At 42.5% G+C, this 13,986-nt stretch carries 8 protein-coding genes; 7 read left to right on the forward strand and 1 reads right to left on the reverse strand.

All coding sequences use genetic code 11. From position 1 onward, the window contains the following. Positions 1 to 69: 69 nt before the first annotated feature. The 6 genes from spoIIE to CHY_RS00980 all read left to right on the forward strand — a co-directional run bounded on the left by spoIIE (position 70) and on the right by CHY_RS00980 (position 8,704). Positions 70 to 2,469 (forward strand): stage II sporulation protein E, encoded by a 2,400-nt coding sequence (spoIIE, locus tag CHY_RS00955; RefSeq protein WP_011343160.1) that lies wholly within the window; start codon positions 70 to 72, stop codon positions 2,467 to 2,469. Beyond that, positions 2,459 to 3,799 carry a tRNA lysidine(34) synthetase TilS gene (gene tilS / locus CHY_RS00960; RefSeq protein WP_041537598.1) on the forward strand — a complete coding sequence of 447 codons (1,341 nt, stop codon included), beginning with the start codon at positions 2,459 to 2,461 and terminating at the stop codon, positions 3,797 to 3,799. Before spoIIE ends, tilS begins: the two co-directional genes overlap by 11 nt. Positions 3,800 to 3,856: 57 nt before the next feature. Beyond that, positions 3,857 to 5,716, forward strand: a complete 1,860-nt coding sequence (ftsH, locus tag CHY_RS00965) for an ATP-dependent zinc metalloprotease FtsH (protein ID WP_011343162.1) — start codon at positions 3,857 to 3,859, stop codon at positions 5,714 to 5,716. A gap of 65 nt (positions 5,717 to 5,781) precedes the next feature. Further along, on the forward strand, positions 5,782 to 6,231 hold the full coding sequence (gene ndk, locus CHY_RS00970; RefSeq protein WP_011343163.1) for a nucleoside-diphosphate kinase: 450 nt from the start codon (positions 5,782 to 5,784) through the stop codon (positions 6,229 to 6,231). Positions 6,232 to 6,370: 139 nt separating this feature from the next. Next, complete coding sequence (locus tag CHY_RS00975; RefSeq protein ID WP_011343164.1) at positions 6,371 to 7,477, forward strand: methyl-accepting chemotaxis protein; 1,107 nt, start codon at positions 6,371 to 6,373, stop codon at positions 7,475 to 7,477. 120 nt (positions 7,478 to 7,597) lie between these two features. Beyond that, positions 7,598 to 8,704: a methyl-accepting chemotaxis protein gene (locus CHY_RS00980; RefSeq protein WP_011343165.1), complete on the forward strand. Its 1,107-nt coding sequence runs from the start codon at positions 7,598 to 7,600 to the stop codon at positions 8,702 to 8,704. Positions 8,705 to 8,730: 26 nt separating this feature from the next. Here CHY_RS00980 and CHY_RS00985 read toward each other — a convergent pair whose 3' ends face one another. Then, positions 8,731 to 11,259: a cytochrome c3 family protein gene (locus CHY_RS00985; protein WP_011343166.1), complete on the reverse strand. Its 2,529-nt coding sequence runs from the start codon at positions 11,257 to 11,259 to the stop codon at positions 8,731 to 8,733. A gap of 158 nt (positions 11,260 to 11,417) precedes the next feature. Between CHY_RS00985 and CHY_RS00990 the strand changes: the two genes are divergently transcribed. Further along, on the forward strand, positions 11,418 to 13,817 hold the full coding sequence (locus CHY_RS00990; RefSeq protein ID WP_041537599.1) for an O-antigen ligase family protein: 2,400 nt from the start codon (positions 11,418 to 11,420) through the stop codon (positions 13,815 to 13,817). The last annotated feature ends 169 nt before the right edge of the window (positions 13,818 to 13,986 follow it).

Consider the following 13,986-nt stretch of genomic DNA (forward strand, 5'->3'; position numbering starts at 1 on the left):
AATGACAAAAATTTCCTCCTTGCAAGGCTATAATAACCATTAGAAGCCTTGGAAAAAGGAGGATTTTTTTTGGAAACCAAGATCTATCCCTTTGCCCGTAGAAAGAGTAATGTAAAAGCCCCGGAGGTTAAAAGGCCGCGTAAAAAATTGAAACTTAGTGACATAATTTTTCCGGTTTTAGCCTTTTCTTTGGGAAGAGCTTCGCTGGCGGGAGACCTTTATCCCTTTGGGCCGGCGTTTTTAGGAGCGGCGGTCGCTTATCTGGGACTGGGGGAAGCTTTTTTTCTATTTGTTTTCCTTTTATTAGGACAAATCTTTATTATACCCGAGCGTTATATAATTTATAAGTTTTCGCAGCTTTTGGTACTGTTTATTTTAGCGGGAATACTTCTTAAAAACTTAAATTTCAAGAAAAAGACCGTTGTTTTACCGCTGGTGGTTTTTTGCGTTGTTGCTTTTTTTGGCGTATATTTTGATAAAGCCTTTTCCGGCACCCCTTTGGATTTTATCAAAATTGGCCTTGATGCTTCTTTTTCAGCAATTTTAAGTGTGGTATTTTTCCTGGCTTTTCCGGCTTTAAAAGGCGGCCCGGGTAAAATTGTAACCGGCGAAGAACTGTTGCCTTTAATGTTTGTAATTGGCTCGGCTTTGATAGGCTTTCCCGGGTTTTTCCTTGGTCCCTTAGAAGTTAAACAAACCATTATTCATCTTACAGTGCTTCTTACCGCCTTTTCCGGTGGCCCGGGCCTTGGAGCGGCCGGTGGGGCGGTTTTAGGGGTAATATTATGTTTTGGTAACGGCCTTCCTTTAGAAAATATAGGAATCTACACCTTTGCCGGTTTACTTTCCGGCATCTTTCGCCAGTTCGGTAAAATTGGCGCTTTAATTGGTTTTTTGTTAGCAGATGTGGTGTTGGCTTTTTACTTGCAAAGCCTTTCAGCGGCCAAAGGGCTTGCCTACCAAATGCTGGCTGCTTCCGGAATATTTTTACTCATACCTAACCGGTACCTTGACGGATTAAAGGAAATGCTGGACAGCGTTACCAAGAAATTTCAGTTGTTTATGAACCAGCCCCGGGAAATTGCCCGGGAAAGGATGAATGAATGCCGGGAACTGTTTTTGGACCTGGGAAATTCTTTTTTAGAACTGTCAGCAACGTTAGGGCCGGAAGTAATTCCGGAGTTTCGGATAGAAGAGGTAGTGGAGCGCTTTCCCAAAGATACCTGCCAGAATTGCACTTTTACCCGGCTTTGCTGGGAGCGAGAGTTTTTTGGAACTTACCATGCGCTACTGGAAATGCTCACAATCCTGGAAAATAAGGGGCAATTATTTAAATCGGATGTTCCGGGGTTTTTTTACAAGCGCTGTCTTAGAATCAAGGAATTTTTAAACGAGCTTCTTTTTACCTTCCTCATGGAAAAAGAAAAAAGTCGCTGGCAGAAAAAACTTTATGAAGAAGAGCAGCTGACCAAAAGCCAGCTCAAGGGTGTGGGAGAAATCTTTTTGGAATTAAATAAGGCTTTGGATCTGGATTTTGTTTATGATCAAAAAAATACGGTAAAAATTTTTAAAAGACTTTGGGAAGAAAACCTACCGGTGGAAACGGTTCTGGCCAAACCCACCGGTGGAAGGGGGATGGTCGTAGAAGTTAAATCTGCAAGGTGTTCAGGAACTAAGCCTTGCCTGAACAAAATTCCGGTAATCTTACGGGAAGAAACCGGAGGAGAGTTTGTTCTTCAACAAAAACGGTGTGGTCAGACCGATGGAGGAGAATGTCACTTAAATTACTTGCCTATGGAAGATTTAGAGGGTAGAATTGGTATAGGAATGGCGGGAAAAACCGGAGAAAAGGTGTCGGGCGATAGTTACCGGGTGGTGCGGTACTCCCCGGGAAAACTGGCGGTAATGCTGTCCGATGGTATGGGCAGCGGGGAGCTGGCCCGCAGGGAGAGCAGTGCCTGCCTGTTAATGGTCGAAAGACTTTTATCCTTTGGTTTAAGTCCGTCGAAAGCGTTAGAAGCGGTAGATGCCCTGATCCGTTTAAAAAACCGGCAGGAACGGTACTTAACTTTAGATCTTGCTTTGATTGATTTAATAAGCCGTCAGGTAACTTTTTATAAACGGGGAGCGGTTACCTCCTTTTTAAAAAGAGGGGCGGTAGTTGAAAAAATTACCGGGGAAAATTTACCCCTGGGGAGTGGAATTGAGCTTAAGCCCAGGGAAAAACGGCAAATATTATTTCCCGGAGATATTTTAGTGCTGATGAGCGATGGGCTTTTAGAAGCTTTAGGGGGAGAAGAGCGGGTGGTGAAAATTCTTTTGGAAGACAATGATTTATCCCCCGAGATTTTAGCCGAGTATTTCCTTGCCCATGCCAAATTACGCCACCAGAATGTCATTACCGATGACCAGACGGTAATTGTGGTTCGTTTCTTTGAAAAGACAAGGAGTGAACGGGTTGTACGCTAAGTTTGTTAAAACCGTACAAAAATATCAGATGATTAATCCCGGAGAGAAAGTAGTGGTAGGGGTATCGGGTGGCCCCGACTCCATGGCTCTCCTTTTTTGTTTGCTCAAATACCGGGAAGAAGTGGATTTTTCCCTTGAGGTTGTTCATGTAAATCACGGTTTAAGGGGAAGGGAAAGCGATTTAGATGAGGAGTTGGTCCTGGATTTTACCCGAAAATACGGCATAAATTTTCATGTAAAAAAGCTTGATGATTTAAAAGATTTGCGGGAAAATTTACAGGCGGTAGCCCGGCAAAAACGGTATGAATTTTTTTATGAAGTTTTGGAAAAAACAGGAGCGGATAAAATAGCGTTAGCTCATACCGCTTCGGATGTAGCGGAGACGGTGATGATGAATATTTTGCGGGGAGCGGGAACGGAGGGTCTCTGTGGAATTTGGCCGGTGCGGGATAGGATTATTAGACCATTATATACGGTTTTTCGACGGGAAGTGATGAGTTTTGTTGAACGGAAGAATATACCCTACCGGGTTGATTCTTCCAACCTTGTGCCCAAGTATTTGCGTAATAAAGTACGTTTAAAGCTTTTTCCGTTTATAAATGAAGAGTTTGCAACCGATATCGAAGAGCGGCTTTTTAATCTTGCCCTGATTAAACAGGAAGAAAACCAGGTGCTTGATAATTACTTAAATAAACTGTGGCAAGAAGCTTTTGTTAAAGAAGGCCAGTACTTAAAGGTACCGGTACTGCAAAACCTTTCCAGGGCGGAAGCTGGACTTTTGTTGCGCAAGTTTTGGGAACAGGCAACAGGCAGTAAAAGGGATTTATACCAGGAGCACATTGAAAATTTACTGGCCTTTTGTAACGATATAAAAGGGACCCGCTATTTCCTCTTGCCCCGGGGGATGCGGGCCAAGCTATCCTACGGAAAACTTTTTCTTGAAAAAAATCTTTGGCAACCAAAGGTTAGCTTTGGATATGAATTGATTCCTCCGGGAAGTTTAGAAATTCCCGAAGCGGGGAAAAAGATTACCTTAACTCCGGCTTTTAATGGTAAATTTGATTTATTTCTTGCCAAAAGTAGCGGTGTAATCGTCAGAAATCGCCGTCCTGGAGATCGATTTACCTTCAGGGGGCATACCAAAAAATTAAAAGAATGGTTGATAGAACAAAAAATACCCAGGGATATAAGGGATCGTTTACTAATTATTGAAGTAAACGGTCAAATTGCCTGGGTAGAAGGATTGGGGACCGGGGATTTATTTAAAAACAGTAAGGATTCTGACCTTATTCCCTTTGCGGTAAACCTTGAATTATTGAAAAGTTGTTGAAATTATGATAAAATTTTGTAGCATAATGATGGAAAGCTGTGAGAGGAGTGCTCAACTTTGAATAAAGTATTAAAAAATTTAGCAATTTATTTGTTGATTGTTTTGGTTGCAGTAATGCTCATAAACTATTCCCGGCCGTCGGCAACTTCTATTCGCGATTTGAAATATGATGAGTTTTATAGCCTTTTGGAAAAAGGGCAGGTAGCGTCGGTAGCGATTCAGACGGACCGGACAATTAATGAAATTTCAGGGGTTTTAAGGGATGGAACCAGGTTTAAAACCCGGGGGCCCCTGGAAGATGCTGAACTATATAAAGATCTAAAAAAGATGAATGTTACGGTAGAAATTATGCCGCCGAAAGAACCGGCCTTTTGGGCCAACCTTTTAAGTTCCCTGTTACCGGTCCTTTTAATGGTGGGTTTGTTCTTTTTCTTTATGCAACAGGCCCAGGGCGGGGGTAACCGGGTGATGTCCTTCGGCAAAAGCCGGGCCAAGCTGCATACCGATGAGAAAAAGCGGGTTACCTTTGCCGATGTGGCTGGGATTGATGAAGTAAAGGAAGAATTGGCGGAAATCGTCGAGTTTTTGAAAAACCCCCGGAAGTATAACGAATTAGGAGCCAGAATTCCCAAGGGCGTTCTCCTTTTTGGCCAACCGGGTACCGGGAAAACTTTGCTGGCCCGGGCAATAGCCGGTGAAGCGGGGGTGCCGTTTTTTAGCATTAGCGGCTCCGATTTTGTGGAGATGTTTGTAGGGGTTGGTGCTTCCCGGGTAAGGGATCTTTTTGAGCAGGCCAAGAAAAATGCTCCCTGCATTGTTTTTATTGATGAGATTGATGCTGTTGGTCGGCAGCGGGGAGCGGGGTTAGGTGGCGGTCACGACGAACGGGAGCAAACCTTAAACCAGCTGTTGGTGGAAATGGACGGCTTTAATTCCAACGAAGGAATTATCATTATTGCCGCTACCAACCGACCGGACATTTTAGATCCAGCCCTTTTGCGGCCGGGACGTTTCGACCGACACATAGTGGTGGATACTCCGGATATTAACGGTCGCAAGGAAATCTTAAAAGTTCACGTTAAAGGGAAACCGCTGGGAGATGATGTGGATTTGGATGTTCTGGCCCGGCGTACCCCAGGTTTTACCGGTGCTGATTTAGCAAATATGGTTAATGAAGCGGCCCTGCTTGCTGCTCGCCGCAATAAGAAAGTTATTAACATGGAAGAGATGGAAGAAGCAATTGAAAGGGTTATTGCCGGTCCGGAAAAGAAAAGCAAGGTCATTTCCGAACGGGAGAAGCGGCTTGTAGCTTACCATGAGGCGGGCCATGCCATGGTCGGTTACCTCCTTCCCCATACCGACCCGGTCCACAAGATTTCCATTATTCCCCGGGGACGGGCCGGGGGCTATACTTTACTGTTACCCGAAGAAGACCGTTCGTACATGACAAAATCCCAGCTTCTCGATGAAATTACCATGCTTTTGGGAGGTCGGGTAGCGGAGGCTCTGGTTTTAGAAGACATTAGCACCGGTGCCCGTAACGATCTGGAGCGGGCTACCGAAACGGCCAGGCGCATGGTTATGGAATACGGAATGAGCGAAGAATTGGGCCCTCTGACCTTTGGTAAAGGTACCGAAGCGGTGTTTTTAGGCCGGGATTTGGCCCGGGATAGAAATTATTCCGAAGAAATAGCCTATACCATTGATAAAGAAGTAAGAAAAATTATTGATAGCTGTTATAGCCGGGCGGAGGAGATTTTAAAGAAAAATATTAATGTGCTTCACCTTGTAGCGACAAAACTTATGGAAGTGGAAACGATGGAAGGGGAAGAGTTTGAAAAGTTAATGAAAGAAAATGGCTTAACCAAGCCCAGGGTAAATGGAAATAACGATTCACCTGCGGATGTTCTCCAGTAGTTAGAAAGCCTCCCGTTTTCCGGGAGGCTTTTCCAAATACAGAAAAAGGGGGAGAATATTTTCTTATGGAACGAACCTTTATCATGGTAAAACCCGATGGAGTGCAAAGGGGATTGGTCGGGGAAATTATTAGCCGTTTTGAAAAACGCGGGTTTAAATTAGTGGGATTAAAACTTATGCAAATCAGCCGGGAGCTGGCGGAAACCCACTACGGCGAACATAAGGGTAAGCCGTTTTTTGAGGGACTGTTGAACTTTATTACCTCGGGACCGGTGGTGGCCATGGTTTGGGAAGGAAAAGAGGTAATAGCCACTGCCCGGGAAATGATGGGGGCTACCAATCCCCTAAAAGCCCAGCCGGGGACTATCCGGGGTACCTACGGTATCGATGTGGGGAGAAATGTAATTCACGGCTCCGATTCACCGGAGTCGGCTGCCCGGGAAATTGCCCTTTTTTTCAAGGAAGAAGAACTTCTTAGTTACGAAAAAACTCTCGATACCTGGATTTACGAATAATACCATAAACCCCGTCAAAATTCGGCGGGGTTTTTTCATGCTTAAAACCTTGTAAAAAGCTTTTTCTAATTTACAGTAATTTTCGAAAATAATAAAATAAAAGTTAAGCGGAAAAATATATTATCATTGGGGTGAAAAAATGAACTACAACAACTGGTTTTACTGGCTAAATCTTGTCTTAGGCGGAATAAGTGGGATAGTTTTCGGAATAATTTATAGCAATTTTATTTTTCTTTTAATTGGCGGTATTTTGGTCTTTACCAACCTTTGGGGCTATTACTTTATTTACCTTAAAGAAAAAAAAGAGTTTGCCAAAATATTAGAATTTGGTGTAGCGGCTAAAAATAAAAACTTAAGAGAATTATTAAACTATCAACCGCCGCAAAAGGGCATTCTTAATGAATTAGGAGAAACCTTTAAGTTCCTGGGGGAGCAGATCTATAATTCGGTAAAATATGCCGGAGAGGATGCCCAGACGCAGTCGGAGATTATTGAGAGTTTAACTTCGGCCTTTGAACAGGTGGCAACCGGTACTCAGCACCAGGTAGGGCAAATTCAAAACTTAACGCTATCTTTAGAAAAACTAGCGAAGGAGATTAATGAGGTGGCTAAGTTAGCCGCTAATACCGAACAGCTTGCCCAAAGAGCCCGCGAGCTTACCCAAAAAGGAGTCAAACAAAGCGAAGTAGCTGGGCAGGAAATGGAGAGCATAAGTCAAAGTATTAATGATTTAGAAAAAAATTCTGCTAACATAGCTGCTATCTTAGAAGTGATCAATGAAATTGCCGATCAAACATCGCTTTTGGCTTTAAATGCAGCAATTGAAGCGGCTCGAGCTGGAGAGGCAGGAAGAGGTTTTGCGGTCGTTGCTGATGAGGTAAGAAAACTTGCCGATAAATCCAGGGAATCGGTTATGAAGATTGAGGAAATTATTAAAGATGTACAGGGCAAGACTAAAGTGGCAGTAAACAATACTAAAAACGGTGTTGCTGCTATTACCAGTTTAAGCCAGGCGTTTAATGAAATAAATACTCATGTCCAAGAAATGACTGAATATATGGCTCAAGTTTCCGAAAAAACCGAAATCCAAGCTGCTGCCAGCGAGGAAGTATCGGGGGCAGCCCAGACCATAGCTGCGGTCATTGAAGAAATTTCCGCCAGCACCCAGGAAATAGCTGCAACTTCTAAAAAACTTACCGAGATTAATGCGGCTTTAAAGGAACATGTGGCCAGCCATATTTTATAAAGGTTAAAACCCAGCACCTTTAGGGATGGTATCCAAACCCTAAAGGTGTTTTTTTAATCTACAATTTACAACGATTAAGAAGAGTTGGTAAAATAAAAGAAACAAAAATGAGGTGGAAAGATGAAGATGAAAATAAATAACTGGTACCAGTGGTTAAACGTACTATTAGGTCTTACCGGGATTGGGGCGGGAGTTATTACCGAAAATATTTTGGCACTGGCCCTTGGCATCGGGTTAGGCCTAACTACCATAGCCAATTATTTCTTATATTTAAAGGAAAATGAGGAAAGGAAAAGGCTTTTACAATTGGGAGAAGCGGTAAAAAACCGGAACCTTAAAGAACTTGTGGAGTATACACCGCCACCAAAAGGCAGCTTTAAAGAACTGGGAGAAACCTTTAAGTTTCTCGGAAAGGTGGTTTATAACTCCATAAAATTTGCGGGAAAAGATGCCAAAACTCAAGGGGAAATCATTGAAAGCCTGACCGCTGCTCTGGAACAGGTAGCCACAGGAACCCAGCATCAGGTAGGGCAAATTCAAAATTTAACCCTTTCTTTAGAAAAGCTCGCCCAGGAAATTAACGAAGTAGCCAGGTTTGCTCTTGCGACGGAAAACCTGGCGCGAAAAACGCGCGAGCTTACCCAAAATGGAGTAGTACAAAGTGAAACTGCCCAACGGGAAATGGAGAGCATCAAGCAGAGCATTAACGAGTTAGAGAAAAATTCAGCCAACATTGCCGCAATCTTAGAGGTGATAAACGAAATAGCCGACCAAACTTCACTTTTGGCGTTAAATGCGGCGATTGAAGCTGCCCGGGCCGGAGAAGCCGGGCGCGGTTTTGCGGTAGTTGCCGAGGAGGTGCGCAAACTTGCCGATAAATCCCGGGAGTCTGTGAAAAAAATTGAGGAAATTGTGAAAGATGTCCAGTTCAAAACCAGTACTGCGGTTACCATGACGCAAAACGGAGTAATGGCCCTTGCAAGACTGAGTCAAGCTTTTAGTGAGATTAATGCTAATGTTGAAGAGGTAGTGAGCCATATGGCAACGGTTTCCGAAAAAACCGGGATTCAAGCTGCGGCCAGCGAGGAAGTGTCAGGGGCGGCTCAAGCTATTGCTGCAGTTATTGAAGAGATTTCCGCAAGTACTCAGGAACTAGCGGCTACCTCGCAAAAACTTAAGGAAATAACCGACGGTTTAAAGAAACGGGTTGCCAGTTACCAGCTTTAAAAAGCCATGGCCTTAGGCCATGGCTTTTAAGGTTGATATCCCCCAAAGGTGTGGGAGCTTAGATAGATACTATCAATAAGTGATGCGGTTTTGGGCATATCCACCGCTGGCATTCGGGTTCCATCGTGGCAGGAGGAGCAAAGCTGCCCCTGGGTAGTTTTAAGAGATTCCCCCAGTAAATTGGTGCCGTGACTGTTGTGGCAGTCGTTGCAGGCTAAACTGCCGTTTTTATAATGGAGGCTTTGCCTGTAAGCCGGATACTCGTTTTGAGCCCGGGCATCCCGGTAAATACCATCTACGGCAGGATAGAATAAATTCTGAAGTGACAATATTGGTGTTGGCATTGAACTTTCTACCAGATACGGACCTAAATTATCTGTACCGTAAATTGGGTCATTTAACCCCGGGATAATCCCGTAGGTATACCACTCTTCACTCCAGGGATAAACTCTTTGTCCTACCGGTGGTAGGAAATCTTCCCGGTAAGTTAGTCCCATTACTGTTTGCTGCCGGTATAAAAGGCTTATGCCTTTACTATGGCACTGGCCGCATAAACTGGTTCTAAGCGCTGGCGTCTGGTATTTGGGATTATAAATATTGTAGTGATTGGGGTTTTCAGTGTGGTTTTTACCGGGACCATGACAGGCTTCACAGCCAACACCCATTTCGACCAGTTCGTAACCGGTGACTTCAGAGGTTTCGCTATTTACGGTAGTAACTTTAAAACCGGTGCCATGGCAGCCCAAACAGGAGTTTAAGTCATAAACTCCGGAAAATACGGTGAACTTTTTTGCGGGAACATTAAAGCTTCTCGAAAGAAGATTATAAGTTGTGTCATAAACCGCATAGCTCTGCAGCCACTTAAAACCAACGCTTAAGGTGACCTGCTCGGGATAAACATCCGCCCGGGTTGAATCAATCAGCCGGTACAGAAGGTTGCCTGGACTGGCGATAAAATCATTTAGTCCGCTGTAGGTAAAGCGGTAGCTAAAACCGTTAACCGACGGTTCCAAAGGATAAACCGCATCAGCTACTATGCTATTAAAACCAAAACCAATGGTCCTCGCATGGGCTGTCTTTTGCCATCCCTTATAATAATTCTGGTGACAGCTCTTGCAGGCTAAACTTCCCACGTACTGACTGCTGCCCTGATAGTAGTTGGTTGGAGTAGGAGATTCCATAAAATAGCCGGTTTTATCCGGATGGCACAGTACGCAACTTTTCATATTGGGAAGCCGTTTTAAAGCCGAGGACCCGGTATTTTCATAGGCTTCCTCCGGTACTGTACCGGTTTTCAGCCAGTAATCCTGATCAACTCCGTGAGCCGTATGGCAGGTAAGACAGTTTATTTTGGAAAAAGTTCCGGTAACCGGGTCGTATTCAAACTTGATGTTATAAACCGTGCTTAAAGTTGAAGCTAGCTCCGGATAAACGGTGATATCTACCGGGTGGCGGTAATTTTCCGTAAAACTGTAAGTATTGCCTACCACCGTGGTATAGTACGAAGGGTGACAGGAGGCGCAAAATTCCGAGATACCGCTTATATACGTTACTTTTTCCGGTTTGTCTGAAGCAATTGAAAGGTAATTTTCAATACCCATTACTACCCTGATAGCCGGTACAAAATAAGCATAAAGCGGTACCGTTGGTGCATAAGTGAATTTAATCACTGTATAACCCCGGGAGTTATCAATGGTATAGTAAGAGGGGTCAATATATCCTTCGTTGGAGCTAATTTTGGTAAGACGTTCGTATTCATAACCGGTAAGCCAGCGGTAAGGAGTATACGTCACCTCGCCTACCGAGTTAGCGGTAGCTCCGGGATACACCGTATACTCGGTACTGGAAATCTTCGCCATTAAAACCCCTTCTTTTTTATTTAAATAAGCCTGTCCGTTGGGGTTAGGGGATAAAAGCCGGGCATTTCCTCCGGCACCGTGAGGGTCATGACAGCTGGTACAGGTAAAAGGAATACTCCAGCGGTCGTTTATGCCATCGCCATTTAAATCGGCTTGGGCAGTGCTGATATAGACTTCCCCTGGCACCGAAGAAACTTCGATAATACCCGAAACGTTATGAGCCGATAAAAATTCTTCTTTGCCACGGCCGAAAACCCCGCTATTGGTTAAAACATTACTGTTTTGGATTTTGCCGTCTAACACGTTGTAGGTAGTGGTAACGGTACCATCGTGGCAGGCCATACAGGTAGCGTAATCGGAATACCACTGCAAGAGGCCCGGACCTACTGATGTATGAGTAGAGTGGCAGGAGGCGCAGCTATCGGTATTTTTGGTAAAATTGCTGTGGACCCTGTACAAGGCAGGGTTATTTTCATTGGGCAGATAGACTTCATAAGGGAAATTTGTAAGATCGTCCGGGTTAAAGGCAGAGACCATTCCATAGACATTGTTATAAACTTTTGTTTGAACTGGAAGGTAACTACCTTTTTGTTCGTTATTGCCATAAACTGGCAATAAGTTGGCTTGTACGTTATTTGGTATTAAAATTATTGATATGAAAATTAATGATAAAATGTATAAAAAAGCTTTTTTCATGGGTGCCACCTATAAGTAAAATTGTTAATTTCTTAATAATTTCGCTAAAAAGATACAAAAATCCTTCTAATTAAAAGTATTATTTTTTAAAGGTGCTATCTTTTGGCAGCAGGATTTTTCCTATGTTAAACGAATAGAAAATAAGGGAGGTAATGGCTGTGGACGGTGAGAGAACATTTAAATTTAAAATTCCTTATCTAGATGAAGCAAAGCTTATACACTCCAAAGAAAGCATTGGAACACTTAAATTTAAAATTCCTTATCTAGATGAAGTAAAGCCTTATAAAACAATGTGGTTTATCTTACTTTTAGGATTCAGCCTTTTATTTTTATTACCGCCTTTTTACCGGGGCCTATTTTTTGAATATGAGCAGGAAGTAGCAACTCTCTGGGCAATTATTTTAGTTTGGCTAGTTTATACTTTAGAGCTTGGGGAGAAAAAGCCAAAGTTTTTACAATTAACTTTAGATTATGCCGTGTTGGCACTACCAATAATTTATTTAATTTCAATAATTAATGCGGCCAATATAGGCTTTGCTGTCGATGAATTTGTCCAAAACATTTTATACTTTTTGGTATTCTGGCTGGCTACCCGCTTTGGAGCTGACCAGAATGCGCGAAGGGTTTTACTTCATGCGGTTTATCTGGCAGCAATTGGTGTATCCCTTGCAGGCCTTATGACGGCAACGGGAGTAATTAATATTCGGGATGGGTATTTAAGTGGTCGAATTTACTCTTCTTTTCAATATCCCAATGCTTTGGCAAGTTATTTAGCAGCGGCTTTTTTAATTGGTATTTACCTGTGGGTAAGTTCCAATAAAGCTTTACGTTATTTTTACGGGATTGGAAACTATATTATTTTAACGGTACTTCTCGGGACCAAATCCAACGGTGGCTTAATGGTATTTTTAGCCATAATGGTTTTATACTTTATTTTTCAGCCGCCAGGGAAAAGATTTGCCATTTTCTTTCATTTATTTTTAAATTTAGCATTAGCTTTTGTGGTGATAAAAAGCTTTATATATCATGTGGATGTTACGGGTCAGACCGGGAACTCGTGGCTCTGGTTTTTAGTTGGCTTAATTATAGCAATAATGATCGAGGTTATTATCCAGTTCATAGTTTTAAATAAAGCAGTTATTACAATCTTTACAAAATACAAGAAACCATTAATTTATATGTTTCTTGGATTTATGGTGGTGGCTTTAATAGGCGGTTTGATTTTGGTTTTATCTAATGAAGTATTAAGGGAAAAAATTTACGAATTGCTGCGAATTCGTAACGCTAGCGAACGGGGTTATTTTTACCGGGATGCCCTGAAAATGTTTTTTAAAAGCCCTCTTATTGGCTGGGGTGGTGGAGGCTGGGGGGAAGCTTACCGGGCATTTCAAAGTTATTTTTATATTTCCACCCAGGTGCACAGTTACTACCTGCAGCTCTTTGTTGAAACGGGAGTGTTAGGGGTAGCAACTATTGTTACCATAATCGGAAGTTTTTTCAAATATTTTATTAATCTTTGGAGAAAAACCAGCGATTACTGGCTTTCCTTTGAGGTCGTTACCCTGGGAGCGGTAATTATAAATATTGCTGGTCATGCGGCGATTGATTTTGATTTGTCGTTAGCCGCCCTTTCCTTGGTTTTGTTTTTAGCCCTGGGCTTTATAAGAACTCTATACTTCACAGCTATTTCTAAACCACTACCGGAGAAAAACAAAAGGAAAGTACAGTTTAACAGCATCCCCTATTTTACCTTAATCTCAGTTATTGCGATTGGGCTTTTAATTTTTGTGGGAATGCTTGCTACTGCAAGTCATTATGAATATTCTGCATACAGCTACTATCAAGCTCAAGATTTACAAGGTCTAAAAAATGTAATGGAAAATGCTGCTCGCTATAATCCCTTTAATGCTTCTTATAACGAAAAATTAAGGGATATTTACAAGTCTTTTGGTGATTTAAATAATGCCCTCCTCCAGGCGGAAAAAGCGGTGGCAAAAAGCAAATATGATCCCTACAAAAAAATTGAACTTTCTTACCTCTATTACCAGACCGGGCAGATAGATAAAGCGGCGGATTTAACCGATAAATTTATAAGCGATGCGCCGTTCATGGCGGTAGTTTATGATGCTGCAGCGCGGGTAAACATGATGTGCGGTTTAGCAGCGGTGAGAAATGGTGACCTAACAAAGGCGCGGGAGTATTTTAATAAAGTAGTTAAAGTGCGGGATTTGGAAGAAAAACAAATTACCAAATACACTCCCGAAACCCGAAAACTTCAGGTGGTAGCTCCGGTACTTTCAGTTACCCCGGAGGTAAAGTTAAATGTGGGGATTGCTTATTATTTCTTAAAAGATTTTGCTAAGGCCCGGGAAAATCTTTTGGTTTCTAAAGAGAAAACCGATTTAGCGGCGGAAAGTCTTTTGTGGCTTACGGTTTTGGAAAGCAAAGCAGGTAATACCGAACTTGCGGGCAAATACAAAAAAGAATTAGAGAAAGCTCCGGGAGGGGGTCAACTTGTAAATAAAATTGGTGAGTTTTTGAGTTTGCCACTGCTATAGGTTAAGCTGTGAAGGGAAAACAAAAGAAGAATATAGTTTTTATCATAGAAATTAACGGCTCGGTGGAGCCGTTTTTTTATGGCAGTGGTGGGATAAATTTTTTTCATAACAAAATGAAGTGCTATTATTACAATTTATTTGTATTTTCAAGTCGCACATTTGGTTAATA

It is taken from the genome of Carboxydothermus hydrogenoformans Z-2901, from assembly GCF_000012865.1.
Classification (GTDB): domain Bacteria; phylum Bacillota; class Z-2901; order Carboxydothermales; family Carboxydothermaceae; genus Carboxydothermus; species Carboxydothermus hydrogenoformans.

What these genes read in the sequence shown, in the direction of transcription:
- CHY_RS00975 (WP_011343164.1), top strand. Translation starts at nt 6,371, where the DNA reads ATGAACTACAACAACTGGTTTTACTGGCTAAATCTTGTCTTAGGCGGA.
- CHY_RS00980 (WP_011343165.1), top strand. Translation starts at nt 7,598, where the DNA reads ATGAAGATGAAAATAAATAACTGGTACCAGTGGTTAAACGTACTATTA.
- CHY_RS00985 (WP_011343166.1), bottom strand. Translation starts at nt 11,259, where the DNA reads ATGAAAAAAGCTTTTTTATACATTTTATCATTAATTTTCATATCAATA.
- ndk (WP_011343163.1), top strand. Translation starts at nt 5,782, where the DNA reads ATGGAACGAACCTTTATCATGGTAAAACCCGATGGAGTGCAAAGGGGA.